At 64.0% G+C, this 16357-nt stretch carries 12 protein-coding genes; 5 read left to right on the plus strand and 7 right to left on the minus strand.

Going from position 1 to position 16357, the window contains the following annotated elements; all coding sequences use genetic code 11:
- Positions 1 to 14 precede the first annotated feature (14 nt).
- From ACF8FB_RS21535 to ACF8FB_RS21550, 4 genes are all read left to right on the plus strand, one after another.
- Positions 15 to 1406 (plus strand): FAD-dependent oxidoreductase, encoded by a 1392-nt coding sequence (locus tag ACF8FB_RS21535; RefSeq protein WP_392511920.1) that lies wholly within the window; start codon positions 15 to 17, stop codon positions 1404 to 1406.
- 97 nt (positions 1407 to 1503) lie between these two features.
- Entirely contained in the window at positions 1504 to 2217 is a 714-nt protein-coding gene (locus ACF8FB_RS21540) for a YebC/PmpR family DNA-binding transcriptional regulator (RefSeq protein WP_004575404.1), read from the plus strand.
- 137 nt (positions 2218 to 2354) lie between these two features.
- Positions 2355 to 3299, plus strand: coding sequence for a LysR family transcriptional regulator (locus ACF8FB_RS21545; RefSeq protein ID WP_392509920.1), 945 nt, complete (start codon positions 2355 to 2357; stop codon positions 3297 to 3299).
- 149 nt (positions 3300 to 3448) lie between these two features.
- Entirely contained in the window at positions 3449 to 4861 is a 1413-nt protein-coding gene (locus ACF8FB_RS21550; RefSeq protein ID WP_392509919.1) for a DOPA decarboxylase, read from the plus strand.
- Positions 4862 to 4928: 67 nt separating this feature from the next.
- Here the strand turns inward: ACF8FB_RS21550 and ACF8FB_RS21555 are convergent, their stop codons facing one another.
- The gene (locus ACF8FB_RS21555) at positions 4929 to 6302 is read right to left on the minus strand and encodes an MFS transporter (RefSeq protein ID WP_392509918.1); all 1374 of its coding nucleotides are present in this window, start codon (positions 6300 to 6302) and stop codon (positions 4929 to 4931) included.
- 289 nt (positions 6303 to 6591) lie between these two features.
- On the opposite strand from ACF8FB_RS21555, the gene quiC reads away from it, so the two are divergent.
- Positions 6592 to 8499, plus strand: coding sequence for a 3-dehydroshikimate dehydratase QuiC (quiC, locus tag ACF8FB_RS21560; RefSeq protein ID WP_003250790.1), 1908 nt, complete (start codon positions 6592 to 6594; stop codon positions 8497 to 8499).
- Positions 8500 to 8567: 68 nt separating this feature from the next.
- Here quiC and ACF8FB_RS21565 read toward each other — a convergent pair whose 3' ends face one another.
- The 6 genes from ACF8FB_RS21565 to ACF8FB_RS21590 form a co-directional block, all read right to left on the minus strand.
- Positions 8568 to 9236 (minus strand): bifunctional 2-polyprenyl-6-hydroxyphenol methylase/3-demethylubiquinol 3-O-methyltransferase UbiG, encoded by a 669-nt coding sequence (locus ACF8FB_RS21565; protein ID WP_049587171.1) that lies wholly within the window; start codon positions 9234 to 9236, stop codon positions 8568 to 8570.
- Positions 9237 to 9247: 11 nt separating this feature from the next.
- Positions 9248 to 10600: a chromate efflux transporter gene (chrA, locus tag ACF8FB_RS21570; RefSeq protein WP_350297676.1), complete on the minus strand. Its 1353-nt coding sequence runs from the start codon at positions 10598 to 10600 to the stop codon at positions 9248 to 9250.
- A gap of 17 nt (positions 10601 to 10617) precedes the next feature.
- Positions 10618 to 11481, minus strand: a complete 864-nt coding sequence (locus ACF8FB_RS21575) for a sensor domain-containing diguanylate cyclase (protein ID WP_010953484.1) — start codon at positions 11479 to 11481, stop codon at positions 10618 to 10620.
- A 215-nt stretch (positions 11482 to 11696) separates the two neighbouring features.
- A complete protein-coding gene (locus ACF8FB_RS21580; RefSeq protein ID WP_049587173.1) occupies positions 11697 to 13025 on the minus strand; it encodes a TolC family outer membrane protein in 1329 nt (442 codons plus the stop codon).
- A gap of 1 nt (position 13026) precedes the next feature.
- Positions 13027 to 14367, minus strand: a complete 1341-nt coding sequence (locus tag ACF8FB_RS21585; RefSeq protein ID WP_010953486.1) for an HlyD family type I secretion periplasmic adaptor subunit — start codon at positions 14365 to 14367, stop codon at positions 13027 to 13029.
- 6 nt (positions 14368 to 14373) lie between these two features.
- Entirely contained in the window at positions 14374 to 16110 is a 1737-nt protein-coding gene (locus ACF8FB_RS21590) for a type I secretion system permease/ATPase (protein ID WP_010953487.1), read from the minus strand.
- Between the last annotated feature and the right edge of the window lie 247 nt (positions 16111 to 16357).

Below are 16357 nucleotides of genomic sequence, written 5' to 3' on the forward strand. Positions count from 1 at the left end.
AGGAAAGCGAGCGAATGAGACCCTTCTGGCTGCAACAGGCCCTGGATTCGGCGCAGGAGGCGGTATGCCCGCCGCTGCAAGGCGATACCCGTTGCGATGTGTGCATTGTCGGCGGTGGGTACACCGGCCTGTGGACGGCGCTGATGCTCAAGGAAGCGGTACCGGCCCTGGATGTGGTGCTGATCGAGGCCGACATCTGTGGTGCCGGAGCCAGCGGCCGCAATGGGGGCTGTGCGTTGTCCTGGTCGGCCAAGTACTTCACCCTCGAACGCCTGTTCGGGGGGGAGGAGGCGGTGCGGCTGGTGCGCGAGTCGGAGCGCAGCATCACAGACATCGGTGTGTTCTGCGCGGCCAATGGCATCGACTGCGACTTCCGCCTGGACGGCACGCTGTACACGGCCACCAACGCAGCCCAGGTCGGTGCCACCGACGCGGTGATCGCCGCGCTGGAGCGCAAGGGCATCAACTCGTTCCGCCGCTTGCCGCTGGAGCAGGTGCAGCGCCTGGCCGGTTCGGCACGGCACCTGGAGGGTTGGTTCTCGCCGGCCGCCGCCACCGTGCAGCCGGGCAAACTGGTGCGCGGCCTGCGCCGGGTGGCCTTGCAGCGCGGCGTGCGCCTCTACGAAGGCACCGCCATGACCGGCCTGGAGCACGGCGCCCCGGTGCAGGTACGCACGGCCCACGGCACACTGCGCGCCGACCGTGTAGTGCTGGGCCTCAATGCCTGGATGGCGCGCGTCTTCCCGCAGTTCGAGCGCAGTGTGGCGATCGTTTCCAGCGACATGGTCATTACCGAACCGTGCCCCGAGCTGCTGCGCCAGATCGGCCTGGACAGCGGGATCAGCGTGCTCGACTCGCGTATTTTCGTGCACTACTACCACAACACCTCCGATGGCCGGCTGATGCTCGGCAAGGGCGGCAACACGTTTGCCTATGGCGGGCGCATGTTGCCGGTATTCGACCAGCCGTCGCCGTATCGGCGGTTGCTGCGCGAAAGCCTTGGCGGCTTTTTCCCGGCCTTGGCCGAGGTGCCACTGGCGGCCAGCTGGAACGGGCCGTCCGATCGATCAGTAACCGGCCTGCCGTTCTTTGGTCGGTTGGATGGGCAGGGCAACGTGTTCTATGGCTTTGGTTACTCCGGCAGCGGTGTTGGCCCGTGCCACATGGGCGGGCAGATTCTTTCGTCGCTGGCGCTGGGGCTGGACAACCCGTGGACCCGGTCGCCGCTGGTCAAAGGGCCGCTGGGGCTGTTCCCGCCCGAGCCGATCCGCTACCTGGGTTCGCTGATGGTGCGCAATGCCATCCGCCGCAAGGAGCAGGCCGAAGATCGTGGTGTGCGCCCGCGAAGGCTGGACGTGCGGTTGGCGCGGTTTGCCGCAGCGGCGGGCAAGGCCGATAAAGGCTGATGAGATTTCTTGTCGATCCCATGCTCGAGGGCGTATAAAATGCACCCACTTTTGGCCGGTCGCTTCCTGAACCGGCCGCTGAAACAAGAGAGTCGACATGGGCGCACAGTGGAAAGCCAAACATAGAGAAACAGCGGCCAATGCCAAAGGCAAGATCATGGGCAAGCTGTCCAAGGAAATCCAGATCGCGGCCAAGTCGGGTGCCGATCCCGACATGAACCCGCGCCTGCGCCTGGCCATCGTGCAAGCCAAGAAGGCTTCGATGACCCGCGAGACCCTGGATCGGGCAATCCGCAAGGGTGCAGGCCTGGACGGTGATGCCGTGCAGTACCATGCGGTGAGCTATGAAGGTTTCGCACCGCACCAGGTGCCGCTGATCGTCGAGTGCCTGACCGACAACATCAACCGCACCGTCGCGCAGATCCGCGTGCTGTTCCGCAAGGGCCAGCTGGGTGCCAGCGGTTCGGTAGCGTGGGACTTCAACCATGTAGGCCTGATCGAAGCCACGCCTGCGAGCGCTGACGCTGATCCGGAAATGGCCGCGATCGAAGCCGGTGCCCAGGACTTCGAGGAAGGTGAAGAAGAGGGCTCGACCCTGTTCATTACCGACACCACCGACCTGGACGCGGTGCAGAAGGCCCTGCCGGAGCATGGTTTCACCGTGACCGCGGCGAAAATCGGTTACACCCCTAAAAACCCGGTAAGCGCGGCCAGCCTGAGTGCTGAAGCGTTGGCCGAGGTCGAGGCGTTCCTCGAGGCGATCGACGAGCACGATGACGTGCAGAACGTCTATGTTGGCCTGACCGAGTAATCGTCGGGGCCGCGTTGCGGCCTGTTCGCGGGCAAGCCCGCTCCCGCAGGTTTTTCACGATGCTGAACCGTGTGAGAACCCTGTGAGAGCGGGCTTGCCCGCGAGAGGGCCCTTGAATTCCACCGCAGGGAGCCTGCATGAACCCCACCTTCGCCTCCCTCAGCCTCGCCCACCTGCGCACCCTCGACCACCTGTTGCAGCTTAAAAACCTCAGCCACGCGGCCGAGCGCCTGGGTGTCAGCCAATCGGCCCTGAGCCGGCAGCTGGCCCACCTGCGTGAAGCCTTCGATGATCCGTTGCTGGTGCGCCAAGGGCGTGGTTATGTGCTTAGCGAACATGCCGAAGCCCTGGTCGAGCCTTTGCGCCAGGTGCTCGAAGAACTGCACGCGCTGCGCCAGCCCGCCATCTTCGACCCGGCGCGCTGCGAGCGGCGGTTCTGCCTGGCCGCTTCGGACTATGTGGCCGAGCACATGCTGCCGCTGCTGGTGGCGGCGCTGGAGCGCGAAGCGCCAGGTGTGTCGCTGGAGTACCGCACCTGGCAGGCCGGCCAGTACGCCTTGCTGGCCAGCGGAGAAATCGACCTGGCGACCACTTTGTTCGACGAGTCGCCGCCCAACCTGCATGGGCGGCTGCTGGGTGAGGACCGCGCGGTATGCCTGATGCGCCAGGATCATCCGCTGGCCGCGCAGGCCGCGCTCAGCCAGGCCGACTACCTGGCGTACAAGCATGTGCGCATTTCGGGCGGTGGCGACAAGGACAGCTTCATCGACCGGCACTTGCGTGCACAGGGCCTGCAGCGGCGGGTCAGCCTGGAAGTGCCGTTCTTCTGCGCCACGGTACAAGTGATTGCCAGCAGTCAGGCCGTGGCCACGGTCCCCGAGCACATTGCCCGACAGCTGAGCCGTTTGCATGACCTGGCCTGGCGACCACTGAGCTTCATCGACCACAGCCAGCGGTACTGGGTAGTGTGGCACCAGCGCCTGCAGGCCTCGGCCGAGCACCGCTGGTTGCGTAACCGGGTATTCGAGTTGTGGCGCCAGTCGCAGTTCGGGGTGCAGGGCGGGCATGCGGGTTCGCCATAGCAGCTATGCGGGAAGCGGGGTTATTCGGCTGGGGATAGGTGCCTAGACTGGGGCATTGTGTTGATTGTGCGGCTTCTTCGCGGCTGTAGGAGCGGGTTTACCCGCGAAAGGGCCAGCACAGGCAATGGATAACCCCCAGGAGAGCTAGCGTGACCCCCGAACAATTCCGCCAGTACGGCCACCAACTGATCGACCTGATCGCCGACTACCGTCAGACCGTGGGCGAACGCCCGGTCATGGCCCAGGTCGAACCTGGCTATCTCAAGGACGCCTTGCCCGCAACTGCCCCTCAACAAGGCGAACCTTTCGCGGCCATTCTCGACGACGTCAATAACCTGGTCATGCCCGGCCTGTCCCATTGGCAGCACCCGGACTTCTATGGCTATTTCCCTTCCAATGGCACCCTGTCCTCGGTGCTGGGGGACTTCCTCAGTACCGGTCTGGGCGTGCTGGGCCTGTCATGGCAATCCAGCCCGGCCCTGAGCGAACTGGAAGAAACCACCCTCGACTGGCTGCGCCAGTTGCTTGGCCTGTCTGGCCAGTGGAGTGGGGTGATCCAGGACACTGCCTCGACCAGCACCCTGGTGGCGCTGATCAGTGCCCGTGAACGCGCCACTGACTACGCCCTGGTACGTGGTGGCCTGCAGGCCGAGCCCAAGCCTTTGATCGTGTATGTCAGCGCCCACGCCCACAGCTCGGTGGACAAGGCTGCACTGCTGGCAGGTTTTGGCCGCGACAATATCCGCCTGATTCCCACCGACGAACGCTACGCCCTGCGCCCAGAGGCACTGCAGGCGGCGATCGAACAGGACCTGGCTGCCGGCAACCAGCCGTGCGCCGTGGTTGCCACCACTGGCACCACGACGACCACTGCCCTCGACCCGCTGCGCCCGGTCGGTGAAATCGCCCAGGCCAATGGGCTGTGGTTGCACGTTGACTCGGCCATGGCCGGTTCGGCGATGATCCTCCCCGAGTGCCGCTGGATGTGGGACGGCATCGAGCTGGCCGATTCGGTGGTGGTCAACGCGCACAAATGGCTGGGTGTGGCCTTCGATTGCTCGATCTACTACGTGCGCGATCCGCAGCACCTGATTCGCGTGATGAGCACCAATCCCAGCTACCTGCAGTCGGCGGTGGATGGCGAGGTGAAGAACCTGCGCGACTGGGGCATTCCGCTGGGCCGTCGGTTCCGTGCGTTGAAGCTGTGGTTCATGTTGCGCAGCGAGGGTGTCGATGCATTGCAGGCGCGGCTGCGGCGTGACCTGGATAATGCCCAGTGGCTGGCGGGGCAGGTCGAGGCGGCGGCGGAGTGGGAAGTGTTGGCGCCAGTACAGCTGCAAACCTTGTGCATTCGCCATCGACCGGCGGGGCTTGAAGGGGAGGCGCTGGATGCGCATACCAAGGGCTGGGCCGAGCGGCTGAATGCATCCGGCGCTGCTTATGTGACGCCGGCTACACTGGACGGGCGGTGGATGGTGCGGGTTTCGATTGGTGCGCTGCCGACCGAGCGGGGGGATGTGCAGCGGCTGTGGGCACGTCTGCAGGACGTGATCAAGGGCTGAAGCCTGTACGGTACCTGTATGAGCGGGCTTGCCCGCGAAGGGGCTGCAAGGCAGCCCCTGCAATCTATCAGTGGCTCACCGCCTGAAAGCTACCTTTACGGCTGGCTTCATAGGCTGCCTTTTCCATCGGCTTGGCGTCCGGGTTGCCCAGGTCTTCCATCGCCAGGCGGTGGGTTTCCGGGGCAATGTAGGCTGCCAGGGCACACACGCCGGTGATGAAGAAGGCCAGCCCACCGACTACCAGCGGAATGTTGTCCGAGCCGGGTGGGGCAACCATTGCGAACAGCGCGGGCAGCATGGCGGTCAGCATGGTGCCGATGTTCTGCGCGATGGCCATGGCGGTAACGCGGTAGCGGGTGTGGAACAGCTCTGGGTAGAAGCTTGGGAACACCGCGTTGTAACCCTGGTAGACCATGCCCCACATGACGATCGAGGCCGCGAACGCCATTGGCACGTTCTGGATGCTGATCGCATACAGGTAGACGAAGGCCAGCAGGCCAGAGCCCAGGCAGCCAGCGATCATGGTCGGGCGACGGCCGATCTTGTCCGACAGGTTGCCCACGAACGGGATCACCAGCACCGCGACGATGTTGCCGACCACCGGAATCCACAGGTACACGCTCTTGTCGAAGCCGATGCCATACGCCGGCTGCACCGCGTAGGCCGCACCGAAGATGGTGGCCACGACCGGGATCACGTTCATCAGGGCCATGAACATCACCAGCACCATGTGCTTCCAGCTGTGGCGGAAGGCCTCGCTGATGGGCGACTTGGCAACCTTGTCCTGTTTCTCTTCTTGCACGAACGCTGGGGTTTCGTGCACTTCCTTACGGATGATGAAGCCTGCAATCAGCACGATGGCGCTCATCAGGAACGGAATGCGCCAGCCCCATTCGGTAAAGGCTTCGCTGGGCATGAAGTAAGCCAGTGGCAGGAATACCGCCGCCGCCAGAACCTGGCCCGCTTGCACACCTTGCAGGGTGAAACTGGCGTAGTAGCCTCTTCGGCCAAACGGCGCGTGCTCCATGATCATCGAGCTGGCACCGGAAATTTCCCCGGCCACGGCAAAGCCCTGGATCAGGCGCAACACCACCAGCAAGGCCGGTGCGAGGTAGCCGATGTCGTGGTAGGTGGGTAGCAGGCCGACAGCCATGGTCGACAGGCCCATCAGGAACATGCACAGCAGCAGGACGTTCTTGCGACCGCGGGTGTCACCCCAGTGGCCCAGTACGAAGGCGCCGATCGGGCGTGCCAGGTAGCCCACGCCATAGGTGGCCAACGAGGCAATGATGGCCATTTTCGGGTCGGTGTTAGGGAAGAAAATCTGCGGGAAAATCAGCGCAGCGGCCTGGGCGTAGATGAAGAAGTCGTAGTACTCGAGTGCCGAGCCTATCCATCCACTGGCGGTCGCTTTCTTTGTTTGCGAGCTGGAGTGAGCCATCGTTGTCTCCGTTGTTATTGTTGTTTGCGCAGGTTCCGCCAGAGGTTATGCCAAGGCAGGAGGCAACGGTCGGTGTGCCTGCGTCTGTGGTCCATGTTGACCACGGGCCCGCGGTCTAGCAATTCGCTAAAACGGGTTTTGTGCGATAATCGAACGCAAAACTAACCATTCCGTACAAAGAGATTGAAGCGACGACTTTACCTGCGAATAATCGATCGTGCCATAAACTGTGACAGGGGTTGTTTGCCCGAATGGCACCGTATTCCTCCAACAACAAGGAACTCCCGCCATGCAGCGTTCGATCGCTACCGTGTCCTTGAGCGGCACTCTGCCGGAAAAGCTCGAAGCCATCGCCGCCGCCGGTTTTGACGGCGTCGAGATCTTCGAGAACGATCTGCTCTATTACGCTGGCAGCCCGCGCCAGGTGCGCCAGATGTGCGCCGACCTGGGCATTGCCATCACCTTGTTCCAGCCTTTCCGCGACTTTGAAGGCTGCCGCCGTGACCGCCTGCAGAAAAACCTCGACCGCGCCGAACGCAAGTTCGACCTGATGCAGGAGCTGGGTACCGACCTGGTGCTGGTGTGCAGCAACGTCCAGGCCGATGCCCTGGGTGACGAGCAACTGTTGGTCGACGACCTGCGCCTGCTGGGCGAACATGCCGGCAAGCGTGGCCTGCGCATTGGTTACGAAGCGCTGGCCTGGGGCCGCCACGTCAACACTTACCAGCAAGTGTGGAACCTGGTGCGCCAGGCCGACCACCCGGCACTCGGGGTGATCCTCGACAGCTTCCACACCTTGTCGCTCAAAGGTGACCCCAGCGCGATCCGCGACATCCCCGGCGACAAGATCTTCTTCGTGCAAATGGCCGATGCGCCGATCCTGGCCATGGATGTGCTGGAGTGGAGCCGCCACTTTCGCTGCTTCCCGGGGCAGGGCGAAATGGACATGGCCGGTTTCCTGGCGCCGATCCTCGCCACGGGTTACCGTGGCCCGCTGTCGCTGGAAATCTTCAACGACGGCTTCCGCGCCGCACCGACCCGGCAGAATGCCGCCGACGGCTTGCGTTCGCTGCTGTACCTCGAAGAACAGACCCGCTTGCGCCTGGAGCAGGAAAACACGCCGATCGAACCTGGCGTGCTGTTCTCCCCGCCGCCGGCCAGCGCTTATGACGGCGTGGAGTTCCTGGAGTTCGCGGTCGACGAAGCCGTCGGCGCGCGCCTGGGCAACTGGCTGAAGCGCCTGGGCTTTGCCGAAGCCGGCAAGCACCGCAGCAAAGAAGTGCAACTGCTGCGCCAGGGTGATATCAACATTGTGCTGAACGCCGAACCGTATTCCTTCGGCCACAACTTCTTCGAGGCCCATGGCCCATCGCTGTGCGCCACTGCGCTGCGGGTCAAGGACCAGCAAGCGGCCCTGAAGCGGGCCACCGCCTTCCGTGGCCAGCCGTTCCGCGGCCTGGTCGGCCCCAACGAATGCGAAGTGCCGGCGGTGCGTGCGCCCGATGGCAGCCTGCTGTACCTGGTGGAGCAGGGCACTGCCGGCCACACCCTGTACGATACCGACTTCAGCCTGGACAACAACGCAACCGCTACCGGCGGCCTGCGCCGCATCGACCACATGGCCCTGGCCTTGCCGGCCGAGTCGCTGGACAGCTGGGTGCTGTTCTACAAGAGCTTGTTCGACTTCGCCGCCGACGACGAGGTGGTGCTGCCCGACCCGTATGGCCTGGTCAAGAGCCGCGCCTTGCGCAGCCAGTGCGGCACTTTGCGCCTGCCGCTGAACATCTCGGAAAACCGCAACACCGCCATCGCCCATGCGCTGTCAAGCTACCGTGGTTCGGGCGTGCATCACATCGCTTTCGATTGTGACGACATCTTCCGCGAAGTGGCGCGGGCCAAGCTGGCAGGGGTACCGCTGCTGGAAATCCCGCTGAACTACTACGACGACCTGGCGGCGCGTTTCGATTTCGACGACGAGTTCCTCAGTGAGCTGGCGTACTACAACGTGCTGTATGACCGCGACGCTCAAGGTGGCGAGCTGTTCCACGTCTATACCGAGCCGTTCGAGGAGCGTTTCTTCTTCGAGATCATTCAGCGCAAGGCGGGGTACGCTGGTTACGGCGCTGCCAACGTTGCGGTGCGCCTGGCAGCCATGGCCAAGGCCCGTAGCGGGGCGGCGCGCAAGCCGGTGCTGTAGTCGCCTGCACCGGCCTGTCTTGTGGGAGTGGGGTGAACCCTGCTTCCACAGGATTATTACGGCCCGATTCAGTGACGCTCAGCCACCATCAACAACGACTGCGGCACCGCGCTCTGCGGATGCTGCGGTTCCTGCAGACTGACCAGCCTCAACCCCGCCATGTCCAGCGCATTCAGCCAGCTGGCCAGGGTGCGGAAATACCAAGGCATCGGTTGCCAATCCCCGGCAAACCCGGCAAAAGACTCCTCTCGCCAGCCATCCTGATAATCCCCGTCGGCCACGCTCCACGGGTGCAGGGTCTGGATCACCAGCGCACCGCCTGGCACCAGCAAAGTACGCATGGCCGACAACAGTTCAATGATGTCCTGGTGCAACAGCGCGAAGTTGGCGCAGATCAGGTCATAGTCCTTGCCAACAGGCACCTTCGCCTCAGCCAACTGCGCATAGCTGGCCAGGTGCACCTCACCCGCGCCCGCAGCTCGCGCTGCATCCACCAGCGTTCTGTCGCCATCGACGCCCACGGCCTCGATACCCCGGTCGGCCAGCGCGCGTAGCAGCCAGCCCTCACCGCAGCCCAGGTCGAGCACCCGTTCGGGCTGGCGGCCAAGGATGGCCAGCAGGATGGCCTGGTCAGTGACCTGGCGACGGCTTTCGATGGCGCCATGGCGTACGGCGTCGATCCAGGCCTGGGCGTTCTGGTGCCAACTGTCGAGCAAGGCGTCTTCAGGGTTGCGCATGATCGGCTCCATCAGCGGAAAAGGTGAAGGGCGAGCCCGGCAACGGCGCAGCCGATCAACACGTGTATCACCCCGCGCTTGTAGCGGAACAGCGCCACAGCCGCGGCGAGCGCTATCACCGCCGAGGACCAGTGGAACGCGCCATCGAACCCGTCCGGCCACAGCACGTGGTAGCCGAAGAACAGCGCAAGGTTGAGGATTACCCCCACCACCGCCGCAGTGATCCCGGTCAGTGGGGCGGTGAACTTCAGTTCGTTGTGGGTCGACTCCACCAGCGGGCCTCCGGCGAGGATGAACAGGAACGAGGGCAGGAAGGTGAACCAGGTCACCAGGCCCGCTGCCACTGCGCCCGCGAGGAACGCCTGGTGGGCGCCGAACATCGGCTGCAGGTAGCCACCGACGAAACCGACGAAGGCCACCACCATGATCAGCGGCCCGGGCGTGGTCTCGCCCAGCGCCAGGCCATCGATCATCTGCGTGGGCGACAGCCAGCCATAGTGGCCGACAGCCCCTTGATAGACATAGGGCAGCACCGCATAGGCACCGCCGAAGGTCAGCAGCGCCGCCTTGGTGAAGAACCAGCCCATTTGCGTCAGTGTGCCGTGCCAGCCAAAGGTCGCCATCAGCAGGCCCATGGGCAGAAGCCAAAGCGCCGCAACCGTCAGCAGCAAGGTCACCAGGCGGCCCCAGCTGAAGCAGGCGTGCGCGGGTATCGGGGTATCGTCGTCGATCAGTGCCGGGCGCTGGCGGGCCCTGACTGCGCTGTGGCCCCCACCGGGCGCGAACTGTGCTGGCCGCAGCCGGCCGCCGACATAACCCAGCAGTGCGGCCGCCAGCACGATCAGCGGGAAGGGGACGTCAAGCGCGAAAATGGCCACGAACGAGGCCGCGGCAATGGCCCATAACCAGCCGTTCTTCAGCGCCCGCGTGCCAATGCGGTGGGCGGCATGCACGACGATGGCGGTCACGGCCGGCTTGATCCCTTCGAAAATCCCGGCGACCACCGGTACTTCGCTCCAGGTCAGGTACACCCACGACAGGCCGATCAGGATGAACAGCGACGGGAGCACGAACAGAGCGCCGGCAATCACCCCGCCCCAGGTGCGGTGCATCAGCCAGCCGATGTAGGTGGCCAGTTGCTGGGCTTCGGGCCCGGGCAGCAACATGCAGTAGTTGAGGGCATGCAGGAAACGCCGCTCACTGATCCAGCGGCGCCGCTCCACCAGCTCCTGGTGCATGATCGCAATCTGCCCGGCCGGGCCGCCGAAACTGACGAAACCCAGCTTCAGCCAGAACAGCAATGCCTGGCCAAGGCCGACAGAGGCGGGTGTTTGCCCGGCAGTTTCTTGCAGGTGTTCAGCCATGCGGTGTGCCCTTGCTTTCAGCCAGTCGCAGCGCGTTGGCGCTTGATTCGGTACATGTGCCCGTCAGCATGGCGCAGTAACATGTCGGCATCGTTGCCGTCTTCGGGAAAGCGGGCCACGCCAATACTGCAGGACGGTGCATCGATGCCGGCAAATTCGGCGTCGAGCGGTTCGGCCATAACCGCGAGAATGTGCTGTACGTGCGTGGCAATGGCCTCCGGCGACGGGCAGTCGGGCAACAGCACGGTGAATTCGTCGCCGCCCATCCGCGCTACCGTGCCAGCCGCCCCTACGCAGCGTTCCAGGCGGCGGGCCAGCGTGCACAGTACCCGGTCACCCACGCTGTGGCCGTGGTTGTCGTTGATCTGCTTGAAGTCATTGATATCGAGGAACAGCAAGGCCAGCCTGCGGTTGTGACGCCGGGCCGCGGCCAGGGCAGTGTCCAGCCGTTCATTGAACATGGCGCGGTTGGCCAGCCGGGTCAGCGGGTCATGATGGGCGAGGAAGCGCAGTTCGTCTTCGGCCTTGCGCTGGGCGGTAACGTCCCGCGCCACGCCGATACGCGCTTGGGCCTCCTCGGACCAGCAGGCCGCCCACAGAATGTGCACCACGCTGCCATCCTTGCGAAGGTAACGGTTGCAAAAGTCGTAGTGCGGCTGGCCGTTCATCACCCGCATGATCGAGGCGCGCGTGGCCGCGAGGTCGTCAGGGTGCATGTAGCGGGTAATCGGCGTGCCGATCAGTTCGCAGGCCTCGTAGCCCAGCAGTGTCTTGCAGGCATCACTGACGAACACGATCTGGTTGTCCCTGTCGACCACGAATACCGTGTCCAGCATCAGGTGGATCAGCCTGGGATACAACGCTTGCAGGTCTACGGGCATGGCTCAGGGTGTCCGCGGCAGGGTGACCGATCATAGCCTGAAGGAATACGTCGCAGCTACGGCAGCCTGCAGGGCGGGTGCCCCTTCCTTGAAACTGGCAACGACCGCATCGAAAGGGGCGGGTCTCGTGGATCGTTGCCACCGGTCAGGCCTTGCTGGCCTGTTCGCAGTACAAGGCTGCTCGTGCAGGGACACTGCATGGCTTGAGGTCGCTATCAATTGCTGACTATCAGCTCCGGCCCCAGGTAATCATTGATCTGCTCGATATCATCATCCCCCAGGCTGCCCACCGACGAGGCCAGCCGCAGGCGCGACATCAGGTAGTTGAGCTTGGCCTCGAACAGGTCATGGCGGGCGTCATACAGCAGCTCCTCGGCATTGAGCACATCCGAGTTGGTGCTGGTACCACCTTCCTTGAAGCCCTTGCGGGTCGAGGTCAGCGAACGCTCGTTGGAGGCCACGGCCTTTTCCAGTGCCTGAATGCGCAGGGCGCCACTCTGCACGCCACGGTATTCGCGGGTCGTGTTGGAAATCACCTCCTGGCGAGTGGCGTCCAGCTCATCCAGGGCCTTGGAACTGTTGGCGCTGGCCTGGCGGGACAGGGCACTGGTGCTGCCACCGCTGTACAGCGGGATGTTCAGCTCCAGCCCGATCGAGCTGTAGTGGTTGCGCTGGTTCAGCTCGGAAATCGACTGGCTGCTGCCCGCGGTGTAACCCGCCACGAAATCCAAGGTCGGGTAATGCCCGGAGCGGGCGCGGTTGACTTCTTCCTCGGCCAGCGCGTAGCTGTGCCGGCGTGCATGAATCAGGGGGCTGTCAGCCTGGGCCTTGACCAGCCACTCCTGCAGGTTGCCCGGCATCAGCGGCGGGGTGCTGAAGCCCGCCTGCAGGGTGGTCAACGCCTGCGGGGTTTCACCAATGTATTCCTCCAGCTTGCGCCGGGCATTGACCAGGTTGTCCTGGGCGTCGATCAGGTCGGCCTCGGCCAGGTCGCGGCGGGCCACCGACTCGTCGACGTCGGTGATGGTGCCGGCGCCCAGTTCCATGCGCCGCTTCGCCGATGCCAGCTGTTCTTCGAAAGCGCTCAGCTTGGCCTTGGCCAGGGTGATGGTTTCGCTGGCCAGCAGCACGTCGAAGTAAGCGTCGGCCAGGCGCACCGCTGCGTCCTGGCTCTTGGCGTCGAACACCGCCACGCTGTAGTCGGCCCGTTGCTGGCCCTGGCGGTACTCGGCCATCTTCTGTTTGTTGAACAACGGCTGGCGCAGGCGCACGTTGGCGCCCTTGGAGTCATAGTCGAGGTCATTGTCCTGGCCATTCTGGCGCTGGCTGCCATTGACCTGGTTGAAGTAGGCCGAGGCGTTGATCTGCGGCAGCAGGCCGGCCTCGCCGATGGCGCGGTTTTCGCCACCGGCTTGTTTTTCATGCACGGCAGCGCGGTAGATCGGGCCCTGGTACTGCAACAGGTCCCAGGCTTGCTTCAGGTCCATGGCACTGGCCTGTACGGCAACTCCCAGCAGGCACACCATCAGGCATGGGCGTTTCATGTCATTGCTCCTTGAACGCGGCGTCCACACGTTCGAGCATTGGTTTGAGCAGGTAGCTGAGCAGGTTGCGCTCGCCGGTCTTGATGGTGACGGTGGCAGGCATGCCGGGGCGGATGTGGTTGCTGCCCAGCAAGCCCATGCCGGCCGGCGTCACTTCCACCTGGGCCAGGTAGAACGGCTGCTTGCTTTCTTCGTCGAGCAGCCGGTCGGCGGAAATGGTTTTTACCCGGCCGGGAATGTTCGGCGTCTGCGCATGGTTGAAGGCCGGGAAAGCGATGTCCACGGCAAGGCCTGGGACCATCTTGTCGATCGCCTGCACCGGGATCATCGCATCGACCTGCAGCGGCTGGTCGAGCGGCACCACTTCCATGATCTTGGCCCCGGGCTGGATGATGCCGCCGACCGTGGCGATACTCAGGCCCTGGACCATGCCGTCGATCGGCGAGCGGATCACCGTGTGGGTCACTTCATAGTCCAGTGCGCGCAAGCGGTCGGCCAGGGTGGTGTTTTCCTTGGCGGTATCGGTCAGTTGCGACTCCACCTCCTTCAGGTAGTCGTGCTGGCGCTGCAGGATGCGCAGCTTGATCTCGGTGGCCTGGCTGCGCGCCCGGGCAATGTTGTTGAGGTTTTCGGCCTGGCCGGCGGACAGGTCGGCATTGCTGCGTTCCAGCTCCAGCAGGCGGTTGCGGGGTACATAACCTTCGGCGGCCAGGACCCGGGTGCCTTGCAGTTCCTGGTTGAGGAAGCCGATCTGCGAGGCGCGGGCGCCGTACACCTGCTGCAGGCCCTTCAGTTGCACTGCCGAGGCCGTGAGGTTTTCTTCAAGGATGCTCAGTTCACCGGCAAGGCCCGCGCGGCGGGTATCGAGCAGGCGCTGTTGCAGGTCCATGGCGGCCAGCAGGCGTGGGTCATTGGCGTAGTGTTCAAGCAGGGCGGGGTCGAATGTGACGGTATCGCGGCCATCGCGCTCGGCTTCCAGGCGGTTTTCCACGGTCTTGCTGACGATGTACTGGGCGCTGAGTGCGCCTTGTTCGGCCACCGCACGCAGGGCATCGAGGCGCACCACTTCCTGGCCTTTCTTCACCACATCGCCTTCGCGCACCATGATCGCTTCAACGGTGCCACCGCTCAGGTGCTGGACTGCCTTTCGGTTGCTGGTGACCTTGACCGTACCGGTGGCGACCACGCCGGCGTCCAGTGGCGCCAGGCAGGACCACAGCAGGAAACCGCCGAAGCCGGCGATGACCAGCCATACGCCCCAGCGTACCGGGCGGCCCGCGTCCAGATCGATCAGGTGGCTGCTCTCGGCGGGGATCAGTTCGGCATGTTGAGTCATCTGCATGGTCGGTTACTCCCGTACTTTGACCGAAGCCAGCGGTGCCGCAGCCGTTGCCGGAATCACCGCGGCCTTGCGCAGCGCGGCGAACACTTCGTCGCGGCTGCCAAGCATGTGCACACCCCCGTCGCGCAGCATCAGTATCTGATCGACCGCGCACAGCACATTGGGCCGGTGGGAAATCAGCACCACCGTGGCGCCGCGTGCCTTGAGCTCGGCAAGGGCATCGACCAAGGCTTTTTCACCCACGTCATCGAGGTTGGCGTTGGGTTCGTCCAGCACCACCAGGTTGGGCTCGCCATACAGGGCGCGGGCCAGCGCGATGCGTTGCTTCTGGCCGCCAGACAATGGGCTGCCATCGGCGGCCAGGCGGGTGTCGTAACCCTGCGGGAAGCGCAGGATCATGTCGTGTACACCGCTGCTGCGGGCGGCACGGATCACCGCGTCGCTGTCCACCTCGGCAAAGCGGGCGATGTTTTCGGCGATGGTGCCTTCGAACAGCTCCACGTCCTGCGGCAGGTAGCCCAGCCACGGGCCCAGTTCGGCCTTGTTCCAGGTGAAGATATCGGCGCCGTCCAGGCGCACCTTGCCGGCCTGGGCCGGCCACACGCCTACCAACAGGCGGGCGAGGGTAGACTTGCCCGAGGCCGAGGGGCCGATGACACCCAGGCTGTCACCCGGGGCCAGGCTGAAGCTCACCCCGCGTACGATGCTGGTGCTGCTGCCTGGGGCGCCGGCGATCACGTTCTCCACGGCCAGCATGCCCATTGGCCGCTGCAGCGACATGCTCGGTGGCCGTTGCGGGTAGTCCTGCAGCAGGTCATTGAGTCTGCCCCAGGCCAGGCGGCAGCCCAGCAGTTGCTTCCACGCAGCAATCACCTGTTCCACCGGGCCTAGGGCTCGGCCGGTAAGGATCGAGCAGGCGATCATCATGCCGGGGGTGATCGTGCCCTCTATCGCCAGCAGCGCGCCGGTGCCGAGGATCAGCGACTGCAGGGTGATGCGCACGAAGCGCCCGATGCTGCTGATCAGCGCCGCGCGGTCGGAGGCCAGGGTCTGCATCTGCAGGATACGCAAGTGGCCCTGATACCAGCGCTTGCCGATTGACGGCAGCATGCCCATGGCTTCGATCACTTCGGCGTTGCGCAGGTTGTTGTTGGCGTAACTGGCCGACGACATGGCTGCCTGGTTGGCTTCGGCCAAGGGTTTTTGCGTGGCCTTTTCAGTGAGGTAGGCCAGGCCGACGAGGATCAGCGAGCCAATCGTGGTGACCAGCCCGAGCCACGGATGGATCAGGTAGCAAACCAACAGGTAGATCGGTGTCCAGGGGGCGTCGAAGAACGCGAACAGGCCGTTACCGGTGAGAAACTGCCGTACCTGCGCCAAGTCCTGCAGGGCCTGGGCCGGGTTACCTCCGGCACGGCTGAGGTTGCGTTCGAAGGCAGCGCTGAAAATGCGCCGGTTCAGGCTCATGTCCAGGCCGTTGCCCACCCTTATCAACACCCGGGTGCGGACCATCTCCAGCGCCGACATCAGCAGGAACAGCCCGACCACCAGCAAGGTGAGCATGCCTAAGGTGGTGACGTTGCGGCTGACCAGGGCGCGGTCATACACCTGCAACATATAAATGGCTGGCGTCAACATCATGACGTTTATCACGCCGCTGAAGGCGGCTAGGGCGTAGAAGCTGCGGCGCAAGTGAAACAGCACGTCGGCCAGTTCGGAGCGGGTGCGTGGTGGCTTAGGCATCGGAGGCCTCCCTTTATCACAAAGCGGGAAGCCCTTGCGGCGCCCCGTACAACGGCTGTTGTGGCTTTTTGGTCGGCTCGCAGGCGGGTCGCACTGATGGCGATATTGCCCAAACGCTGCGTTGCTCCCACAGACAGCAGCGTAGGTTGCAACGAAACATCCAGTAATATCATTTCGCTCTATAAATACTTTGAACTTTTTATAAGTTACAGAAAAACAGTGAGTTGCATCGCATTATCAACGGCTA

It is taken from the genome of Pseudomonas sp. yb_2, from assembly GCF_043103905.1.
GTDB lineage: Bacteria > Pseudomonadota > Gammaproteobacteria > Pseudomonadales > Pseudomonadaceae > Aquipseudomonas > Aquipseudomonas alloputida.

Bases quoted from the DNA above. Each gene is read 5' to 3' on its own strand.
- ACF8FB_RS21585 (WP_010953486.1), bottom strand. From the start codon at position 14,367: ATGCAGATGACTCAACATGCCGAACTGATCCCCGCCGAGAGCAGCCAC.
- chrA (WP_350297676.1), bottom strand. From the start codon at position 10,600: ATGGCTGAACACCTGCAAGAAACTGCCGGGCAAACACCCGCCTCTGTC.
- ACF8FB_RS21580 (WP_049587173.1), bottom strand. From the start codon at position 13,025: ATGAAACGCCCATGCCTGATGGTGTGCCTGCTGGGAGTTGCCGTACAG.
- ACF8FB_RS21555 (WP_392509918.1), bottom strand. From the start codon at position 6,302: ATGGCTCACTCCAGCTCGCAAACAAAGAAAGCGACCGCCAGTGGATGG.
- ACF8FB_RS21575 (WP_010953484.1), bottom strand. From the start codon at position 11,481: ATGCCCGTAGACCTGCAAGCGTTGTATCCCAGGCTGATCCACCTGATG.
- ACF8FB_RS21545 (WP_392509920.1), top strand. From the start codon at position 2,355: ATGAACCCCACCTTCGCCTCCCTCAGCCTCGCCCACCTGCGCACCCTC.
- ACF8FB_RS21535 (WP_392511920.1), top strand. From the start codon at position 15: ATGAGACCCTTCTGGCTGCAACAGGCCCTGGATTCGGCGCAGGAGGCG.
- quiC (WP_003250790.1), top strand. From the start codon at position 6,592: ATGCAGCGTTCGATCGCTACCGTGTCCTTGAGCGGCACTCTGCCGGAA.
- ACF8FB_RS21540 (WP_004575404.1), top strand. From the start codon at position 1,504: ATGGGCGCACAGTGGAAAGCCAAACATAGAGAAACAGCGGCCAATGCC.
- ACF8FB_RS21565 (WP_049587171.1), bottom strand. From the start codon at position 9,236: ATGCGCAACCCTGAAGACGCCTTGCTCGACAGTTGGCACCAGAACGCC.
- ACF8FB_RS21590 (WP_010953487.1), bottom strand. From the start codon at position 16,110: ATGCCTAAGCCACCACGCACCCGCTCCGAACTGGCCGACGTGCTGTTT.